Source organism: Actinotignum saccati (assembly GCF_051265055.1).
GTDB lineage: Bacteria > Actinomycetota > Actinomycetes > Actinomycetales > Actinomycetaceae > Actinotignum.
In genome coordinates, this window is sequence record NZ_JBOZCC010000003.1 from 1 (window position 1) to 19895 (window position 19895).

A 19895-nucleotide genomic window follows, 5' to 3' on the forward strand; every position below is an offset into this window, starting at 1 on the left:
CGCGGGCTTGAGCCCGCGCCCCGTGGAGAGGGGCAGGATCGACACGCCCGATCCTGCCCGAGGGAGGCAGTGAACGCTTCCCGGCTTGTGGTGCTGCCGTGCCCGCACATACTTCCAACGCGGATCATCGGCGAGTTCCGGCGTAGGGACTCCCGTGGTCCTCGGCGTGGAACCCGGAGGCTAGGAGTGGGAGATTTCCACTCCCTCGCGGACAACCGCCAGCGGGGTCATCGCCTCATTCCAGGCGACCAGATTGACCGGCTTGCCCGGGGTGAAGTCCACCGTGACACCGGGAGCATCCCAGGCACCACCGGCGTAGACCGGCCCGGCCACCGTGGCCCGCACCAGCTGCGGGAGCGTCAGCTTCCCGCGCCCGGCGAAGAGGGCCACTTGATCGGCGAGCACCGAAGCACCCCCGGCCAAAGTATCGGTACCTTCCAGGTAGCAGGCGCCGTCGCGCACTTCCACCGCGAGCCCGCCCAGGGTGTACTTCCCGGGAGGCATACCAGCCGCCGCCAGCGAATCCGTGACGAAGAAAGCACCGGGAATACCCAGCTGGCTCGAGCCCGCGCCAGCACCCGCGGCGCCCGGTACGCTTCCGGCACCGTGCGCACGTGCGAACCCGGCCCCGAGATCCGGCTCATCGAGGTAATCCACCACATCCTCGACCAGGTCGGGATGCACGTGGTAGCCGTCGGCAATCACTTCCGCGCTGATGAACCCGCGGCGCGCCGCCTGAATGTACTCGCGGATCGGGCCGGGAGCCCGGTGCGTAAAAGCGGTCATCGCGTTGAAAAGATGCGTGACGGTTTGTGCGGCTTCCTGCCCGACGGCGCTCCCGCTGCCATCGCCAAGCGCCGCCAGCGGCGTGTACCCGTGCCGGCGCGCCACTTCCAGGGTGCGCGCGATTTCAGCCCGGGTGACCGCGCCATCCCCGTGGGAATGCCCCCAGGACGGCTTGCCGCCATATTCAAGCAGCAGCTCGGCGGCCCGCTGGGCGCCCTCCGCTTCCGGCGCCACCGTCATCGTCTTAATCCAGCCGCGCCCGGCCTCCAGCCAGGAACGCAGCTCGGCCTCGTCCACCGCGCGAATCACCTCGGGGTTCTGCGCCCCGCACTTCTCCCGCGAAATATAAGGCCCCTCCAGGTGGATACCGGCCAGCTCCCCACGCTCGCAGAACGGCACCAGCGCCTCGATCTGCGGGAGCGGATCCGCCAGCGACACCAGGGAAGCGAACATCGCCGTGGTTCCCCCGCGCTGGTGGGTGCGGATCGCGGTCGCGATCTCCTCCTCCGCATAGTTATCCGGGAAGGCAAAGCCCCCACCGCCGTGGCAATGAATATCCACGAGGCCCGGGGTAATAACATGCGCCCGGCGCACCCGCGGGTTATCCGCGCCCAGCCCGAAAGCCTCCGCGGCCCGGGCTTCAATCCCGCGCGACTCCCGTTCCGCCGCCAGCCCCGCGGTTACCGCGGCGGCCTCCTCAGCGGTGAGCAGTCGAGCCAGCGTACCGGCGTCGTCGACCTCAATACCGTACCCAACCTCGCGCCCGTACCCGTTGAGAACGCGCCCCAGGTAAAACACTTAGATCATCTCCCAACGCGCGCGGTACAGGTCCGTCAGCTTGAGCTGCGCGGCGGCCGCTTCGTCCAGGAGCACGGTGACATCCGGATGCATCTGAATAATCGTGGCAGGCCAGAAGGCGCTGATGGGGCCTTCGCACAGCTCGCGCACCGCATCCGCCTTATTCGCACCGAAAGCGAAAAGCACCAGCTTCTTCGCTTCCATAATGGTGCCCAGGCCCTGGGTGATGCAGCGGGTGGGGACGGCCGCTTCGTCGCCGTCGAAGAACCGCGCATTGTCCTTGATGGTTTGCGGGGCCAGCGCCTCCACGTGGGTGCGCGAGACCAGCGAACCACCCGGCTCGTTGAAGCCGATATGGCCGTCTGCGCCGATCCCGAGAATCTGCAGATCCACGCCGGCCGCCCCGATCTTCGCATCGTAGTCGGCGGCCGCGGCCTGCGGATCCGGATTCTGCGCATCGGGCGTATTGAGGCCCTCCTCGGTCAGGCCGGTCTTATCCTCCCCCACGAGGTTGCGGCGCAGCACATTGCGGTAGGACTCCGGATGCTCCGGATCCAGCCCCACGTACTCATCCAGGGCAAAAGCCTTGGCGCCGGAGAGGTCAAATTCGCCGGCCGCGTGGGCCTCGCGCAGCGCCGCGTAGAGGAGATCCGGCGTGGAACCGGTGGCCACCCCGAGCGTCGCGTGCGCGTCACGCGCGAAAAGATCCTGGATAATGCGTGCGCCCTCGCGGGAGGCTTCTTCCGCGGTGGCGAAAATTCCGATATGCATGAGTTCGTCCTTTCCCGGGCGCGTTTCACGTGAAACGCGGCAGTGCTCAGTGCTCGCGGGCCCCGCGCTTCGGTTGCGTGGGGACCCTGGTGAAGTTTTAGTTTTCGACGGCCTCGCGGAACCACGTGGTGATCGTGGTTGGGTGCGTAATAGCAGTTCCGACGACGGCCGCCCAGGCGCCAGCTTCCATGACAGCCCGCGCTTGCTCCGGAGTGTGGATGCGCCCTTCGCAGACCACCGGGATCTCCGGGAATTCCGCGACCATCTGGGCCAGCAAGTCAATATCGGGGCCGTCGGTCTTCGGGCGGTCCCCGGAGTAGCCCGCCAGGGTGGTGCCGAGGATGTGGCAGCCGGCCTTGGCCGCCGCCCGGGCATCCTCAATCGAGCCGCAGTCCGCCATGACGAGCGCGCCGTCGTCCAGAAGAGCAGCCACGGTTTCCGCGAAGCTCAAGCCATCCGGACGCGGGCGGGACGTGGCATCGAGGGCCACAATATCGGCGCCGGCGCTGATGCACGCGCGGGCGTGGCGCAGGGTCGGGGTGATGAACACGCCTTCGTGGCCCTCTTTCCACAGGCCGATGACAGGCACTTCCACCTGGCCTTTAATCGCGGAAATATCCGCCAGGCCCTGGCAGCGAATCGCCGCCGCTCCCCCGCGCTCGGCGGCGAGGGCCATCTGCGCCATCGTTTCGGGGTGGCGCAGCGGTTCGCCCACGTACGCCTGGCAGGACACAACGAGGTGCCCGCGGAGAGATTCGATCATCGGATGCACGGTAACTCCTAAGTTATAACGAGAAATGCAGAAGTGTAGTTATGCGGTGCGGCTGCGTTTTGCGTTGCGCAGCGCGTTTGGCACGCCACCCGCGCGCCGCGCTAGCCCGCGGTGTGCAAGAAGTGAACGGCCGCGCCGATGAGCGGGGCCTGCGATCCCAGGCTACCCTCCACAATCGGAGTGGCGGCGGTGCCCACCATGGCATCGCGCCGGTAGCCCTCGCGTAGCGCGTCCATCCAGAACTCGCCCACGTGAACGAGAGAGCCGGACAGGATAATAACGTCCGGGTCGAAAGAATTCGCCAGCCCGCCCAGGGTCTGCCCGAGCGCGAAAGCCCCGTCCGTGAACACCTCGCGCGCGAACATATCGCCCGCGTCCACGAGGGCTTTCAGTTCCCGGCCTCCACGTACGACGACGGGGCGCTGCGCGCCCGGGGCCCGCACGTAAGCACTTTCGGGAACATCGGCGATCCCGGTGAGGGAAGCCGCTGCCGCGGCAGCGTAACTCGCGCCCTCCACGTGGGCTTCGGCCTGGCGCTTGGCGTAGAGGCGGGCCGCCCCGCTGCCCGAGGCCACCGATTCCACGTGGCCATCGCGCCCGCAGGAGCACACCAGCCCGGCGGCATACGGATGGTGAATATGGCCGAAGTGGCCGGCCACCCCGTGCGCGCCGAAGAGGATGCGCCCGTCGATCACGGCCGCGCCGCCCAGCCCGGTTCCCACCGCGATAACGAGGGCGGTACGCGCGCCGGCGCCCGCCCCGTAGGTTGCTTCCCCGAGGGCGTGGCCGTGCACGTCATTGAGGACGCGCACCGGCAGACCGCAGCGTTCGGCAAGATGCGGGCCGAGGGGCTGACCGCCCCAGCCGGGCATGGTGTCCGTGGCGGAAGCGATGCATCCGCTCTCCACGTCCACCACCCCGGCGCTGGCGATAGCAATTCCGCGCACCGGCGTTCCGGCGGCGCTGGCTGCCGCGATCTGGCGCTCCGCGAAATCCGCGATATCCGCCAGCACGCGCGCTCCGCCGCGCCGCGCTTCGGTAGGAATACTGGCTTCGAGGGAGATGCGCGGGGCCGGGAGCGCGGCGGGCTCCACGCCCGCTCCACCCGAGGCCGGGATACCGGCCGCGCGGTCAGCGCCCGCGTGACCGGCGCCCGCGCCCGCAGCACCGCCCGGGGCGGTGGCCGCAAAGGTCACCACCGCCCCCGCGATTTTGGTTCCCCCGATATCCAGCCCGAGCAGCGAGAACTCAGACCCGGGCTGGAACGGTGCTACCTTCATGAGTGCTCCTTAGAGCAGCCCGCAGCTGGCGAGCACGCCGCGAATAGCTTCGACGTTCTCACCTTCGAGGGCCTTGACGGGCCGCGGCATCTGGTTGGAGGCGATAACCCCCAGTTCCTTCATGGCCGCCTTGAAGGCGCCCACGCCACCCGCGAAGCCCTGCACGCCCTTGGGCACCATGACGATGCGCATGAGGTGGGCGAGCTCGTTCTGCAATTCGGCCACACGAGCCCAGTCCCCGGCCTGCGCGGCATCCCACTGCTCCACGTAGGGGCGCGGTGCCACATTGGCCAGGCCCGGAACGGAGCCGTCCGCCCCGCCCATGTAAGCGCCATCAACAACCACTTCGTGACCCGTAAGGATGTTGAGCGGCTTGCCGGCGGCCTTATTCTCCTCCAGCAGGAAGCGGAAGTTAACGTCGTCGCCAGAAGAATCCTTGACGCCGGTCAGCACGCCTTCGGTCCCGAGGCGCATAAGCAGGTCAATGGAGAGCTTCTTGTGCACGCACACCGGGATGTCGTACGCGAAAAGCGGCAGGTCCACGGCGTCGCGGATGTAACGGAAGTTCGCTTCGATTTCCGCTTCCCCGCCCAGCGCGTAGAACGGCGCGGTGGCGACGATGCCGTCCACCCCGATGGACTGGGCGTCACGCGCGTGCTCAATCATGCGCTCGGTTTGCATATCGATAACGCCGGCGAGCACCGGGACGCGCCCGTTCGCAACTTCCACCGCGGTTTCGAGGATTTCACGACGACGCGCATCGGTGCTGAAGACCACCTCGGAAGTCGAACCGAGCACAAACAGGCCGTGCACTCCGGCGTCGAGCATCCGGTTGAGCGAGCGCGCGAAGGATTCCTTATCGAGTACGCGTTCTTCGGTCAGCGGCGTCACTGTCGGGGGGATAACGCCGCGGAAACGAGGATCTGACATGGGACTATGCCTCCAATTTCGGATGGAGCAGCGACGGCGCCGCTGCCAAAAGTGTTCTCGTGTAGTCATTTTGCGGATTGTGGAGCACGTCCTTGGCGTCTCCCCATTCCACGATCTCTCCGTGATTCATCACCGCGATCTTGTCCGATACGTAGCGCACCGTCTGAATATCGTGGGTGATGAAAACCATCGCCAGCCCCAGATCCCGCTTGAGATCGGTGAGCAGGTTGAGGATCTGGGCGCGCACGGACACGTCCAAGGCCGAGGTGGGTTCGTCCGCGATAATCGCGTCCGGGCCCACGGCCAGCGCACGGGCAATAGCCACGCGCTGGCGCTGCCCACCGGAGAGCTGCCCGGGCAGCGCATCGAGCGCCGATTTAGGCAGACCCACCATGCCGATGAGGTCCTTGACGCGCTCGTAGCGTTCCTCGCGGGTGCCGATCTTGTGGACCGTCATCGGGTCGAGGAGCTGGTCCCGGACCGTCATGCGCGAGTTGAGCGCCGTGGCCGGATCCTGGAACACCACCGAGACCACGCGGCCGATATGGCGGCGCTGGGCAGCGGTACGTTTCGTGACTTCTTCGCCCTTGAAAAATACCTGGCCGCCCGTGGGTGACTGGAGTCCGCACATCACATTGGCCGTCGTCGACTTACCGGAACCGGATTCGCCAACGAGACCGATGGTCTGGCCGGGCATGAGGGAAAGGTTGACGCCGCGCACGGCGCGCACCTTATTCGGATTGAAGATGGAACCGGTACGGGTGCGGAAGGTGACGTCGACGTCGCGCAACTCGATAATCGGCACATCGGAGAGGGCAGGCCGGTCAGCGGCGCGCGCGCCGGCAGCGTGACGAGCTTCGGTATCCAGAGTAGTCATGATCTTTCCTCCTTCGTCACTTCTGGGCATCCGGGCCGGCGGGAGTGCTGGCGCTTCCACCAGCGGCATCACCAGCAGCGGGAGCTGCGGCGGGGCTCGCGGTTTCGGCGGCGCTGGACGCGCCCACCGATTCCTTGGGCACCAGGTTGGTGGTGGCCGGATCCGGAGCATCGGGCTGGGCGGCGTAGAAGTGCCACGTCTCGCCCACGCGTTTCATAATCGGGCGGGTGTCCAGACCCACCGTCGGGTGCGAGGACCGCGGGGCGAAACGATCGCCCTTCGGGAAGTCGCGCGGCGAAGGAACCGTGCCGGGCACCTGGTGGAGCCGGCCGGCACCCGCTTCGATGGAGAGCACCGAACCGAGCAGACCGCGAGTGTACTCGTGGTGCGGGTCGGTGAGCAGTTCCTTGGTGGAAGCCTGCTCCACAACCTGACCGGCGTACATGACGGTAATCGAGTGGGCCACTTCGGCAACGAGCGCCAAATCGTGGGACACGAAGACCATCGCGAAGCCGAGTTCCTTGCGCAGGCGGTTGAGGAGTTCCACCACCTGGGCCTGGACGGTCACGTCCAACGCGGTGGTCGGTTCGTCCGCGATAACCAGCTTCGGGTCACGGGTGAGCGCCATGGCGATGAGCACGCGCTGGCGCTGGCCACCGGAAAGTTCGTGCGGGTAGGACTCCAGGGTCCGCTTGGGATCCAGGTCCACCAGCTCGAGGAGCTCTTCGGCGGTGCGGGTGCCTCCGCGGCTGGTCAGCTGCTTCATCTGTGCCTTGATGAGCATGGAGGGGTTGAGGGAGGACAGGGCGTCCTGGTAGATCATCGCGATCTCATGCCCGCGCAGTTCATTGTGCTGCTTGGGAGTGAGGTCGAGGAGGTTCTGCCCGTTGAACATAATCTCACCGCTAATATCGGCGGACTTATCGAGCAGGCCCATAATCGCCAGGGAGGTAATGGACTTACCGCACCCGGATTCACCCACGAGGCCCATGGTTTCACCGGCGCGCACATTGAAGGACACGTGGTCGACCACATTGACATCGCCGTGGCGCGGGAACTTGATACACAGGTCGCGCACTTCGATAACCGGGGCCTCCTGCGAGGTGGGTTCGAAGCGGTCGCTGCGGCGTTCTTCGGCTTGGCGCAGTTCCTCCAGGCGCTGGACCAGCGCATCGTGCTGGGCGGCGTAAGCGGCCACCGGGTCCACGAGGAGGCGGTCCTCTTCGCGCTTGGCGTTCGCGTCCACGTTATCGGGAACGGCCGCGGCCTTCGGGGCCGCCACCATGGCGTCCGTAAGACCTTCGGAGAGGATATTGAGGCAGAGCACCGTGATCATAATGGCCAGGCCCGGGAAGAGCGCCTGCCACCACCGGCCCAGGAGCACGCCGCCGCGAGCGTCGGCGAGGATATTGCCCCAGGTGGGTGTGGGTTCGGCGATGCCGGCCTGGATGAAGGACAGCGATGCTTCGAAAACAATCGCATCGGCCACGAGCACGGTGGTGAACACCATGACCGGGGCGATACAGTTGCGCGCCACGTGCTTGACGAGGATCCAGGGGGCCCGCGCGCCGGAAACGATGACCGCGCGCACGTAATCTTCACCGTATTCGCTCATGACATTCGCGCGCACCACGCGGGTGATCTGCGGAATGTAGAGGAAGCCGATCGCCATAATAATGACGGGCAGGGTATTGCCGAATACGGAGACGAACACCGCGGCCAGCGCGATGCCGGGGAAGGACATGATGATGTCCATGCAGCGCATGATGACTTCGGAAATCCACTTGCGGGACACCGCGGCCAGCGCACCGAAGATCGCACCGAAGAAGAGCGCGAAAGCGGTGGCGGCGAAGCCGATGACCAGCGAGTAGCGGGCACCGTAGATCATGCGGGAGAGAATGTCACGGCCCTTTTCGTCAGTACCGAAGAGGAAATCACCGTTGGGTGCCTGACGGGCCACTTCAATGGCCTGCGGATCGTGCGGGGAAATAAGGGGTGCGAAAACGGCCGCGAGGGCAATGAGCACCAGAACGACGACGCACAGCTGGGCGCCGCGAGTCATATTGCGGAAACGCTTGAACCGGACGCCCGGGCGTTCCATCTTTTCCGTGAGTTTACGCCTCATATTTAGACCTCCCGGATACGCGGGTTGATCAGCACATAAAGCATGTCAACCACAATATTGACGACGATGAAGGCCAGGGCCACCACGAGGACCACGCCCTGCACCAGGAGGGGGTAGTTCTGCTGGACGCCTTCGAGGATGGCCATACCCATGCCGCGCAGGTTGAAGATAACTTCAATAACCACAGCGCCACCCATGAGGTAGCCGATACGCAGGCCGAGCACGGTCACCGGGGAGATCAGGGCATTGCGCAGCACGTTGCGGGACACCACCACGCGCTTGGGGATACCCGCACCGATAGCGGTACGCACGTAATCCTTATCCAGTTCCTCCACCATCGAGGTACGAATAACACGGGTGAGGGAACCGGCCACCGGGACGCCCAGGGCGATAGCCGGCAGCGCCATGCGCGCCAGCCAGCCGGCCGGGTCTTCGCCGAAGGGCGGCAGGGCACCGGATGCCGGAAGCAGAGGCATATTGACGGAGAACGCCAGGATCATAAGGACGGCCAGCCAGAAGGACGGCGTCGCGATGAAGGCGATGGAGAAGACGCGGATGATCTTGTCGGGCCACTTGTCGCGGTAGAGCGCGGCGAGGACACCGAAGACGAACGCGAGAATGACGGCGATAATAAGGCCGAGGAAGGTCAGTTGCATCGTGATGGGGAAGGCCTCACCCACACGTTCGGCCACCGAAGCTTGGTTGGCGCCGTACGTGCCGAGGTCACCCTGCACGAAGTTGACGAGGAAGTTCCAGAACTGAGCGAGCCAGGGATCATTGAGTCCCATGGTGTCACGATAGGCTTCCAGGGCTTCCTGGGATGCACCTTCACCGAGGGCCGAGTAGGCCGGATCGATCTTAGAGAAGGACATCAGGAAGAAGACGAGGAAGGCAACGCCCAGAACCATGATCGGGAGCACCAGCAGGCGGCGCCCGATGAGTCTGAGAAGGTTGTTCACTGCGATATCTCCTCGGGGCTGCGGTGCCCCGCGTTGAGTATAGGGGAGTATTTGGGCAAAGCTCGGGCCGGGGGTGGGGTTTACACCACCCCCGGCCCTCGCATTACCGTGTGTTCTTTGAGCCAGCGCCGCGCGTGTCGTCAGCGCTGAATCACGGGATTATTTACTTTCCAGCCGCGGAGCCAGCGTTGATGAAATCAAGGCCGGTCGTCGAAATCGGGGAGAAGTTGGTGACCTTGTCCGGGTAGTACGCGGTCAGCATCTGACGGTGGAAGAGCGGGTAGAGCGGAACTTCTTCGGCAACGAGGTCGAAGGCCTTGTTCCATTCCTGCTGCTGGGCGTCGCCTTCGAGGGTGACGGCCTTGTCCATGTACTGATGCAGTTCCTTGAACTTCTCGGAGCCGCCCCACTGGGTGCGCTTCTTGGTCCAGGTGTTATCGCCGTACCACCAGCTGAGCAGGAGGTCGGGGTCCTGACCGAAGACCGAGGGGTCGCCGGGGGCCAGGGTGACATCGAAGGTCGGGTTGTCCACGTCCAGGTTATTGGCGTAGAGAGCCGAGGAAGCCTGGGATTCGATGGTCGCGTTGATGCCGACGGCAGCCAGGTCGTTCTTGATCTGGGGAGCCAGAGCGGTGATCCACGGGTGATCGGTGGTCAGCAGCTTGATGTCAAGGTTCTCAACACCGGCTTCCTTGAGGAGTTCCTTGGCCTTTTCCGGGTTGTAGGTGTAGACCGTGGAAGCTTCGTGGAAGTTCGGGTGGTTCTCCGGGAGGAAGGACTTAGCGGCCTTCGCGTTGCCCGAGAGCGCGTTGGAGATGAGCTTGTCGGTGTCAATGGCGTAGAAGAACGCCTGGCGCACCTTGTTGTTATCGAGCGGAGCCTTCTTGGTGTTGAAGAGCAGGAAGGGCAGGTTGAAGCCCTGAACCGCGTCGATCACGCCGCCGGCGCCCTTGATCAGAGCTTCGGCATCGGCCGGGGCAGCTTCGATAACATCGACGGTGCCCTGCTGGAAAGCGGTGGTACGAGCGGTGTCGTCCTTGAGGATCTCCCACTGCATCGCTTCCGCGGTGGCCGGGAACTGGCCGTTGTAGTTCTCATTCGGGGAGAACTTGATGTGGGCGCTGGTGATCTCGTCGTACTTCCACGGGCCGGTACCCACGGGCTTGGCGGTCAGATCATCATCGCTCATCGAGGCGGGAACGATCTTGACGAGGGCCAGGCGCTCCTTGACCAGGGAGAAGGGGTGCTTGAGGTTGATGGTGACGGTCGTGTCATCCTTCTTCTGCACGTTGTCGATGAAGCTCAGCATCGGCAGGTAGATATTGCCTTCAGCGGTGGACCGCTCGAAGGACTTGACTACGTCGTCCGTGGTCACCGGGGTGCCGTCCGAGAACTTCGCGCCATCACGCAGCGAAACTTCGTACTGGGTATCGGTCACCTTGGTGGGAGCATCTTCCTTAGCCAGGGCGCGGTAGGGCTTGTAATCGTGGTAATCCAGTTCGTACAGGCCCTCCACCACGTGCATATTCGCGCCGGTTGCCAGCGCGGACGAGGTGGACGAGGGATGGTAGTTATTGGATTCGTAGGCGGCCGCCGCGCGAATGGTGCCACCCTTTGCCGGCTGTCCCGAGGGAACTGCGGCCTTCTCGGGTGCATCTCCACCGCTCTTGCCGGTGTCAGATCCACCGCCACCGCAGCCGGACAGCGCCAGCACACCAGCGGCCAGCACGGCCGTGGCCTTGGCGCCCCACTTCATGCGTGTCATTGAAGTGTCCTCTCCTTTGAGTTCTTCCGGAAATTCACTGCCGAATTTCCGCTATTTTTTCGCGTGCGACAACCATCTTTAGCGTCGCGTAGCTATGACTCTAGATTGTCTGACAACTTTGTGCAAGCCCGATATCTGGCTTATGAGCAAACTGTGACCAATTTGTGATGAACCTGAGATATGGGTGCGTGGGCAGCTGTGCGGCGTCGTCGTTCCTGCGCGATACCACGCGTAACGTGACCCTATTCAATATTCCTGCGCACATCTTTTGAAAACATCCGTTTTCCGATACCTTAGGTGTCATGATGCCCGACGACGCGCAGTCACATGCCACGCAGGGCGCTATGCGGGTCACCGGCGGCCACCCCCGTTCCGGCTCGGATCGCGCCGATTTGGTCATGGACGCTTTGAAACAACGGATTATTGAAGAACGCCTGCAACCCGGCGCGAAGCTCCCCACCGAAGCGGAGCTGTGCCGCGAGCTGGGGGTTTCGCGCTCCTCGGTGCGCGAGGCGCTGTCCAAGCTGGCCGCGCTGGATATTGTTACCTCGCAGCGCGGGAAGGGCACCCAGGTGGCGAATATGTCCCTTTCCCCGCTGGTCGAATCCTTGCTGCTGCGCTCCTCCGCGCGGGCCGGTGCGGGCACGGGCGCGGTGGAAAGCGTGGCTCAGCTGCGCGAATACCTGGACCTGGGGATGGCGGAAGGTGTGGTGCGGGCACTGTCGGGCACCCATCACGATAATCTGCACGACATCGTGGCGCGGATGACCGAAAAAGCGCTGCGCGGGGAAAATTTCCAGCACGAAGATATTGAGTTCCATATTGCGATGACGTCCGCGCTCGATAACGAGGTCGCGTTGGAGATGGTCACGGCACTGTGGGTGGTGCACTCTATTGCGCTGCGCGATTTAAACGACGACGTCGATGAACTTCTCCTAGAAACCGCTCAGGCGCATAAACGTATTATTCAGGCCGCCGAAGATGGTGATATTTTCGCGTATCGCGGGGCGGTCATTGACCACTACCGCCCCCTCAATATGATTATTGACCGCCACGAAGCCGCCCAGCAGCGGGCGAATTCCGGGGGTTCGGAGGGTTCCGGAGGAAGCAGCGCGGAAAGTGCGGAAAGTGCGCTGGGAGATTGCGGGGATCCGGAAGCGCCGCCGGAGGCGCTGACCGCTCAGGCCGCAGCCCAGCAGCGCGAAGCTGAGCGGGCCGAACGAGCCGAGCGCGCCGCGGATATTGCCGCGCGGGCACAGCGGGCCGCCTCCTTTGCCGATATTGCGGATCCGACATCGCGGGTTTCCGGGGTGTTGTGAGGCGGGATGCCAGTGTCCCGGCATCAGGCGAAACAAAGTGTGCGGGAGAGTACCGTTTCGAGGTGATTTCATGTCTCTAACGCACACTTTGCGACCCGTACGGTTCAGGATGCACATCTTGTCCACGGATCCCATAGTTGGCTAGAATATACATAATCGTTCAGCCCGCCTCGACTTCCGTCGGGAGTGGGCTGGATCTCTGTTTGCGGCCGGTAGCCGCACCACAACAGGATGCAAATCTACGCACCATTTTGGCCAGATTTCTGCTCTGAGTTTGCACTACGCGACCCTGACCGTCCGGAATCATTGTTTCGGCATTCCCATCCCGATAGGCTTGTAGCGGAGCCCCGGTGGAGCGCTATCTGGCCATGTCAGGTATTCTTACCGGGGCATTGAACTTCATCGCGGAAGTACGTGCCGACTGAGCTGCGTCGTCGTACCGAAGCGCGAGGAAATGGACCCACCGCGGCCGCGACCCGTACTGAAACGATATTTCGCGCGACCAAACGACGTTCCACAGCATGACCACAACGTCGTCCCGCGCGCTCGAAACGCTGCTTTATGTGACCGGAACGCTGTTCCACTGGGCATTATTGTCTGACAATAACTTTCCAAGCGCGGAGTTGCTGTGCTATTTTCGTTGTTGTCTGACAATAGCGTCAGACGAGACGATGATGTCTGCCAGAAAGGTAACAGCACAATGTCAACTCCTCGCGCCCGGCGTGGGTGGAGTGCATTCGTGGCACTGTCGGCCACGGTTGCTCTCACGGTCACGCCGTTGACAGCGTGGGCCAGCCCGGGGGAAACGCCCCCGCAGCCCGAACCTCAGGCAGCGGAAGTCCTCGAGACTGCGCAGCCGCCGGCCCTCACTGCTGACGAATTAGAATCAGGCACGTCAAGCGCTCTCGCCGCGGAGAGCACGCCAGAAAACAGCGAAACCCCAACCGAACCTACTAACAGAGCCGCCGAAACTACCGATAGATCAGCCGAGAGCACCGAAGCTTCGGAGGCGGAAAAGCCGAGCGCTTCAGAAACTTCTGCGCCCGAACTCATGTCAGTTACATTTGAGCGCACTGATAACAACGGGGATGAGCTCCGCATCGGCCAAAAGATGACCTTTGCGGTGACCTACACAAATCTGACGAAGGACAAGACCTTCACCGCCTTCCCGTACGATTCGAATCTATCCGGTTTCCTTACTACCGGACGACCGAACTGCCGTTGGGGAAATCTGCGTCCCGGTCAAACCCAAGGCTGCACCAGCATTAGCTACACGGTGACCGCCGAAGCTGCGAAAACCGGCAGCTTCACCCCTTACGTAGTTTTCCAAGCTACAGCCGATACCGCCGGCAAGAAAGTTCTCCAAGATGGAATCCGGAAAGAACTAAAGTCGGTAACCCTTATCAATGAACAGGCACCGAAGGAGCCGGACCCGGCCACTATCCCCACAGATCGCCAGGATATGCAAACCGTGCCTCTGGCTCGTGCGGGAGATAAGCCGAATTACTGCTACCGCATTCCAGCTCTCGCCCAGGCAAATAATGGTTGGATCCTCGCGGCCTACGACGGCCGGCCAGATTCCTGCATGGATTCCCCCAACCCCAACCACATCACCCTGCGTATTTCCAAGGACAACGGAAAGTCCTGGACTGAACCCAAGGAGATCTTGAAGGGCAAGGGCCACCTCAATAGCCCCGATAAGTACGGCTATTCCGATCCGTCCTTCGTGGTGAATGAGAAAACCGGACGCATTTTCCTCTTCTCCGTCTTCTCCTACGATGTGCGTTTCCAGGATTCCAAGCCCGGCACCGATCCCAAGGCGCGCAATGTGCTGCATGCGCAAGTGTCCTACTCCGATAACAACGGAGAAACCTGGTCTGAGCCCCGCATCATCACTAAAGACATCACTTTCAATGACGCTATTAGTTCCCGCTTTGCCGCTTCCGGCGCGGGTATTCAGCTCAAGTACGGCCCCCACAAGGATAGGCTCATCCAGCAGTTCACCATGACCGTCCCGGGTCGCGGTTACGCGGCGGTGTCCGTGTACTCCGATGACAATGGCGACACCTGGAAGCCCGGAGAGCCTGTCTACGGAAATATGGATGAAAACAAGGTCGTGGAGCTCTCCGACGGCACCGTCATGCTCAACTCACGTTCCTCAGACGGCACGCTCGCACGCAAGGTTGCGTACTCGCATGATGGAGGCGAAACCTACACGCCTATGCAGGTGGAGTGGCAGCTGCCCGACCCGCGCAATAACGCCTCAATTATCCGCGCGTTCCCTGATGCCGAAGAGGGTAGCGACGAAGCGAAGATCCTGCTCTACTCTTCCTCGTCGGCCCGGTCGCGCTCCAACGGCCTCATTCGTATTTCGTACGACGACGGAAAAACCTGGTCGGTAGGCAAGCAGTTCAAGAAGGGTGCTATGGCCTACTCCACGATGTGGGCGCTGGATAACGGTAAGTACGGCATCTTCTTCGAAGGTGACAACAATGACATGCTCTACGCCCACTTCGGGCTGGACTGGCTAGATGCTCTCCCGATCACGAGCACTCCGGAACCCACGGTCGTTAACCGCGGTGAGGCAACTCTCAAGATGCGGGTGACGAACAAGGGCACTGCGGAAATTCCCGATCCCATTCTCACACCCGGCAAGCTCCCGCGTGGATGGTCTGCCGAACCGGTACGGATCGGAAAGCTCGCCGCCGGGGAGAGCCGCCTTGTCAATATTCCGGTAACCATCGCAGATTACGCACCTGCGAATTCGGAACCTATTACTGTCAACTTCGTCATTAATGCGAAGGGCAAGGTAGGAGTCAACGCTGCGACGTCGACCCAACTCGTTAATCGTGAAGGCGAGGTTCCCGAAGCACAGAAGTACATGACAGTGAAGTTCGAACGCACCGATGACGGCGGAGACACCGTTCGTATCGGCCAGGAACTGAACTTCAAGGTTACTTATACGAATATTTCTGATCGCACGATCACCGCTTTCCCCTACAAATCCAACCTTTCCCGGTTCCTCACCACGGAAAGGCCCAACTGCCGTTGGGGTGATTTGCGCGCTGGCGCTACCCAGGGTTGCTCCTCGATCACCTACAAAGTAACGGCAGAAGACGCAAAGAAGGGCAGCTTCACCCCCTACGTGGTGTTCCGCGCCACTGAGGATCGCGAGGGCACGCGGGTGCTTCAGGATAATATCCGCGCGGAGCTGCCCGCCATCAAGGTGATCAACGAGGAGATCGGCAAGCGGCCTGACCCGGCTACCATCCCCACCGAACGCGGGGATATGGAAACCGTGCGCCTGGCGCGCGCCGGGGATAAGGACAACTACTGCTACCGCATCCCGGCTCTCGCCCAGGCGAATAACGGCTGGATCCTCGCGGCTTATGACGGCCGCCCGGATTCTTGCATGGACTCCCCCAACCCGAACCACATCACTCTCCGCATCTCCAAGGACAACGGAAAGTCGTGGACGGCACCGGAGGAAATCCTGCAGGGCAAGGGGCATATCCGCGATACGGATAAGTACGGCTTCTCCGATCCCTCCTTCGTGGTAAATGAAGAAACCGGGCGCATTTTCCTCTTCTCGGTGTTCTCCTACGATGTGCGTTTCCAGGATTCCCAGCCGGGCACCGATCCGGATAACCGGCGGGCCCTGCACGCGCAGGTGGTCTACTCGGATGACAACGGCCAGACTTGGTCCAAGCCGCGCCTCATCACCAAGGACATCACCTTCGATGAAAATATCCGCTCCCGTTTCGCGGCCTCCGGCGCTGGCATCCAGCTCAAGTACGGCCCGCATAAGGGCCGCCTCATCCAGCAGTTCACGATGACCATGCCGAACGGCAAGGGCTACGCCGCCGTCTCCGTCTACTCGGACGATAACGGCGCCACCTGGACCCCGGGCGCACCCGTGTACGGCAATATGGACGAGAACAAGGTCGTGGAGCTCTCCGACGGCACCGTCATGCTCAACTCGCGTTCCTCGGATGGCATTATGGCCCGCAAGGTCGCCTTCTCGAAGGACGGCGGCCAGACCTACACCCCGATGCAGGTCGAATGGCAGCTGCCCGACCCGCGCAATAACGCCTCGATTATCCGCGCGTTCCCGAACGCACCGGAAGGCAGCGCACAGGCGAAGATTTTGCTTTATTCTTCGTCGTCCGCGACCTCACGTTCGAACGGCCTCGTGCGTATTTCGTACGACGACGGACGCACGTGGTCAGTTGGTAAGCAGTTCAAGCAAGGTGCCATGTCGTACTCCACGATGTGGGCCATGGATGATGGCCGGTATGGCATCTTCTACGAGGGCGATAACAATGACATGCTCTACGCGCATTTCACCCTGGATTGGCTGAACTCCCTGCCTGTTTCCGCGGTCCCCGCGGAGAACGCCAAGGTGTATCGCGGTAAGTCCACGATTCCGCTGTCGGTAACCAATATGGGCAGCGAGGACCTTGCTGGCGTGGTGGCCACCCCCGGTGAGCTACCCGCCGGTTGGGAAGCCGAAGCCGTGGAGCTGGGCACCCTCAAGGCCGGGGAGACCCGCGTTGTGCAGGTGCCGGTGACCATCGGTGCGAAGGTGCTGGCCGGTGACGGTAACCAGACCATCCCCTTCCTCATCACCTCCGGTGACAAGGTGGCGGCCAATGGCTTTGCCGAAGTCACCCTCATCAACCGCGAATGCGAATCGCGGCCGGTCTACGTGCCGGGCGTGAAGCTCGCTAACGAGGTGGCGGCGGAAACCGCCCGGGAGGATAACGGCACCGATAACCTCTTCGACGGGGACCTCAACACCATTTGGCATAGCCCGTGGAGCTCCACGATTAAGCTGCCGCTGGATATTGATCTGGCCCTGCCCCAGGCTGAAAATATCGGCCGCGTGGATGTGCATCCGCGCAGCGCCGGCGGGGATAACGGCCGCATCCGCACCGCGGAACTGTGGGCCGGTAAGGACGCCGCGAGCGCGGTGAAGATCGCCGAAGGCACCTTCGAGAATTCGCCGGAGCCGGCAACCTTCTTCGTGGACGCTAAGGACACCCAGTTCCTGCGCCTGCGCATTACCGGCACCTACGGGCGCACCGCCGATTCCCTGGCCTCCGCCGCGGAAATCGCGGTGTACAAGATGACGGATGTGTCCGATACCTGCGTGGAGCCGAGCCCCGAGCCCAGCCCCACGCCCGGTACCGAGGAGCCGACGCCCGGTACTCCCGACCCGAGCCCCAAGCCGGATCCGACGCCCGATAAGCCGGCGCCGTCGCCCGAACCGACTCCGGGCACCGAGGAGCCGACGCCCGGTACTCCCGACCCGAGCCCGACTCCCAGCCCGGAGCCGAGCGAACCGGCGGTTCCCGAATCCAACGGAAACTCCAACTTCCTCTCGAACTCGTGGACATCCACAGTTGCTGATCTCGTCTTCTCCTATGGGCGCGCCGGCGACGAACTCCTCGTGGGCGATTGGACCGGAGATGGCCGCAAGTCCGTGGCGGTGCGCCGCGGTAACCAGTTCTTCGTGAAGAACTCCCTGGGCGGCGGCAATGCCGACACCGTCTTCTCCTACGGCAAGGCCGGCGACAAGGTCGCTGTAGGCGATTGGGATGGCGATGGCAAGTCCACCTTCGCGGTTATCCGCGGCAATAAGGTGTTCGTGAAGAACTCGCTGACCAGCGGCAACGCCGATAGCGTCATCGCTTACGGCAAGGCCAGCGATACCCTCATCTCCGGCGATTGGGATGGCGACGGCGTCGCAACCTTCGCGGCGGTGCGCGGCAACCAGTTCTTCGTGAAGAACTCCCTGGAATCCGGAAACGCGGACGCAGTCTTCAGCTTCGGCCGCGTGGGCGATGAGGTCATCGTGGGTGACTGGGATGGCGACGGCGTGGACACCGTTGGGGTGCGCCGCGGCAACGTCATCTACACCGCCGATGCGCAGGGCAATACCGTGATGAGCGTCGCCTACGGCAAGCCCGGCGATCAGCTCATCATCGGTGACTGGGATGGCGACGGCATCGACACGCCTGGCGTGCGGCGCTAAGCGCTTCCCGCCTCGCGCAGAGGCACCTCATCTCATTGAGACAACACCTCATCTCGCTGACATAGCGCCGCGGTGATGCAGCACCTTCGCATCAGGTAGCGCTTCGCGCCGAGAAGCACCTCGCGGCGCGAGAGGTGAGATACAAACCGGGGCCGGGTGGGCTGGATTTCCAGCTCACCCGGCCCCGTTTGCGTGGCGCGCCGCGCGGGTACGATCCCGGCTTAGTTAGCGCAGTTCACTGCCCGGGATAAGGTCGAGGTAGAGCGAGTTCTCGCGTTCAAAAACGACGGCGAGGCTATCCGAGAGCCACACCGCGTCCGAGTAACCGAATTCGCCCGGGCCCAAGGAGCGGAGCAGGCGTCCGGCGTCGTCGACAATAGCGCCATTCTCCCGCGCGGTATCCGAATGCGGGTGAATGAGGACGGTGCCATCTCCGCAGGTGATGAGCTTGGCATTGCACCCCGGATCGGGGAGGCTGAGGGGCTGCGGCGCGGACCAGCTCAGGCCGTCGCTTGAGCGCGCCACCACGCGCCCGCCGCGGCCCTGGAGGCGAATATTCGCGATGACCTCGCCGCCGCTCACCTCGAGGGTAGTTTCGTCCAGGCCCGGGGTGCCGACCGGGCGGATAGGCTCGGAAATCGCCACGATCCGACCTTCGCGCACATGCACCACGTAGATCACGGCTTCCCCGCCGCGGTTCGTGACATACGGCAGGAGCGCGGTATCGCCCAGCAGCGGGGTGGAGCCGGAGGTAGCGAAGAGGCCATCGCAGCGCAGCTCGCTATAGAGCTGGTCATCCACCCGGCTATGGCTGAGCGAGTCGAGGCTGCTCCCCCAGGCAATCCAGGCTTCCAGGCGCGGCCCGGCGAAGCGCGAGCCGAAGTAGCCGATTTCCTCGGAGGCGGCATAGGCCAGGGTAATGCCGGCGTCGTTCCCATCAGAGTTCCCGCCGGCGCTCCCGGCATCGCTCCCGGCGGCGGTTGGCGCTGCGGCATCCGCGCCTATAGCACTGCGCACCGGCGCGCCGGCCACGCAGGGGTCCCCGCACACCGCAGGCGTTCCCGGAACCGGGCGGGGCGCGGAAAAGTCGAGGTCCTGCGCGCGCAGCGGGGTGCCCGCGGCAGAAGCGCCCGAGTCCGCGGCGCTCGCCCCCGCATCGGCGGGCAGCTCAGCGGTGATATAGCAAATCCGATTGGGATTGGGCAGGTCGGCAGCCATGGCGCCGCCCAGGTTTTCCCAGTCAAAATCCCCGCTCGGATGCGGGCGTTCATCGAAGAAGACGGTCAGCTGGTTATCCCGATGCAGCACGGCCGGGATGCGGAAATCACGGTCGGCGGTACGGGTGACGAGCGCGCGGGCCGAACGGCCAGCCGCGGCGCCAGCGCCGGGCGCGGTGGCCTGCGCACGATCATTGTGCGGGTCCTTATGTAGTGAAGTCATGGCACCATCCTATGTGGTTGTCAGACTTAATGCCGC

Annotated in this window: 12 protein-coding genes; 2 read left to right on the top strand and 10 right to left on the bottom strand. The window is 63.4% G+C overall.

All coding sequences use genetic code 11. From position 1 onward, the window contains the following. Positions 1 to 180 precede the first annotated feature (180 nt). The 9 genes from ACRQEC_RS02835 to ACRQEC_RS02875 all read right to left on the bottom strand — a co-directional run bounded on the left by ACRQEC_RS02835 (position 181) and on the right by ACRQEC_RS02875 (position 11063). Complete coding sequence (locus tag ACRQEC_RS02835) at positions 181 to 1584, bottom strand: N-acetylglucosamine-6-phosphate deacetylase (protein WP_284889974.1); 1404 nt, start codon at positions 1582 to 1584, stop codon at positions 181 to 183. Beyond that, positions 1585 to 2355, bottom strand: a complete 771-nt coding sequence (locus ACRQEC_RS02840; RefSeq protein ID WP_026429182.1) for a glucosamine-6-phosphate deaminase — start codon at positions 2353 to 2355, stop codon at positions 1585 to 1587. Between the two features lie 97 nt (positions 2356 to 2452). Next, positions 2453 to 3127: an N-acetylmannosamine-6-phosphate 2-epimerase gene (locus ACRQEC_RS02845; protein ID WP_284889973.1), complete on the bottom strand. Its 675-nt coding sequence runs from the start codon at positions 3125 to 3127 to the stop codon at positions 2453 to 2455. 101 nt (positions 3128 to 3228) lie between these two features. Continuing rightward, on the bottom strand, positions 3229 to 4407 hold the full coding sequence (locus ACRQEC_RS02850; RefSeq protein ID WP_284889972.1) for an ROK family protein: 1179 nt from the start codon (positions 4405 to 4407) through the stop codon (positions 3229 to 3231). 9 nt (positions 4408 to 4416) lie between these two features. After that, a complete protein-coding gene (locus ACRQEC_RS02855) occupies positions 4417 to 5337 on the bottom strand; it encodes a dihydrodipicolinate synthase family protein (protein WP_284889971.1) in 921 nt (306 codons plus the stop codon). Positions 5338 to 5341: 4 nt separating this feature from the next. Then, positions 5342 to 6214 (bottom strand): ABC transporter ATP-binding protein, encoded by an 873-nt coding sequence (locus tag ACRQEC_RS02860; RefSeq protein ID WP_087070239.1) that lies wholly within the window; start codon positions 6212 to 6214, stop codon positions 5342 to 5344. Between the two features lie 16 nt (positions 6215 to 6230). After that, positions 6231 to 8339: a dipeptide/oligopeptide/nickel ABC transporter permease/ATP-binding protein gene (locus tag ACRQEC_RS02865; RefSeq protein ID WP_407707014.1), complete on the bottom strand. Its 2109-nt coding sequence runs from the start codon at positions 8337 to 8339 to the stop codon at positions 6231 to 6233. A 2-nt stretch (positions 8340 to 8341) separates the two neighbouring features. Next, a complete protein-coding gene (locus tag ACRQEC_RS02870; RefSeq protein WP_087070237.1) occupies positions 8342 to 9298 on the bottom strand; it encodes an ABC transporter permease in 957 nt (318 codons plus the stop codon). Between the two features lie 163 nt (positions 9299 to 9461). Continuing rightward, a complete protein-coding gene (locus ACRQEC_RS02875; protein ID WP_284889970.1) occupies positions 9462 to 11063 on the bottom strand; it encodes an ABC transporter substrate-binding protein in 1602 nt (533 codons plus the stop codon). Between the two features lie 302 nt (positions 11064 to 11365). Between ACRQEC_RS02875 and ACRQEC_RS02880 the strand changes: the two genes are divergently transcribed. Together ACRQEC_RS02880 and ACRQEC_RS02885 are read left to right on the top strand one after the other, a co-directional pair. Next, positions 11366 to 12382, top strand: a complete 1017-nt coding sequence (locus ACRQEC_RS02880; protein ID WP_284889969.1) for a FadR/GntR family transcriptional regulator — start codon at positions 11366 to 11368, stop codon at positions 12380 to 12382. A 700-nt stretch (positions 12383 to 13082) separates the two neighbouring features. After that, the gene (locus ACRQEC_RS02885; protein WP_284889968.1) at positions 13083 to 18419 is read left to right on the top strand and encodes an exo-alpha-sialidase; all 5337 of its coding nucleotides are present in this window, start codon (positions 13083 to 13085) and stop codon (positions 18417 to 18419) included. A 225-nt stretch (positions 18420 to 18644) separates the two neighbouring features. Here ACRQEC_RS02885 and ACRQEC_RS02890 read toward each other — a convergent pair whose 3' ends face one another. Further along, complete coding sequence (locus ACRQEC_RS02890) at positions 18645 to 19859, bottom strand: sialidase family protein (protein ID WP_284889967.1); 1215 nt, start codon at positions 19857 to 19859, stop codon at positions 18645 to 18647. Between the last annotated feature and the right edge of the window lie 36 nt (positions 19860 to 19895).

Excerpts from the sequence above, each read along its gene's own strand:
- ACRQEC_RS02885 (WP_284889968.1), top strand. The coding sequence starts at position 13,083 with ATGTCAACTCCTCGCGCCCGGCGTGGGTGGAGTGCATTCGTGGCACTG.
- ACRQEC_RS02865 (WP_407707014.1), bottom strand. The coding sequence starts at position 8,339 with ATGAGGCGTAAACTCACGGAAAAGATGGAACGCCCGGGCGTCCGGTTC.
- ACRQEC_RS02860 (WP_087070239.1), bottom strand. The coding sequence starts at position 6,214 with ATGACTACTCTGGATACCGAAGCTCGTCACGCTGCCGGCGCGCGCGCC.
- ACRQEC_RS02880 (WP_284889969.1), top strand. The coding sequence starts at position 11,366 with ATGATGCCCGACGACGCGCAGTCACATGCCACGCAGGGCGCTATGCGG.
- ACRQEC_RS02840 (WP_026429182.1), bottom strand. The coding sequence starts at position 2,355 with ATGCATATCGGAATTTTCGCCACCGCGGAAGAAGCCTCCCGCGAGGGC.
- ACRQEC_RS02855 (WP_284889971.1), bottom strand. The coding sequence starts at position 5,337 with ATGTCAGATCCTCGTTTCCGCGGCGTTATCCCCCCGACAGTGACGCCG.
- ACRQEC_RS02890 (WP_284889967.1), bottom strand. The coding sequence starts at position 19,859 with ATGACTTCACTACATAAGGACCCGCACAATGATCGTGCGCAGGCCACC.
- ACRQEC_RS02850 (WP_284889972.1), bottom strand. The coding sequence starts at position 4,407 with ATGAAGGTAGCACCGTTCCAGCCCGGGTCTGAGTTCTCGCTGCTCGGG.
- ACRQEC_RS02875 (WP_284889970.1), bottom strand. The coding sequence starts at position 11,063 with ATGACACGCATGAAGTGGGGCGCCAAGGCCACGGCCGTGCTGGCCGCT.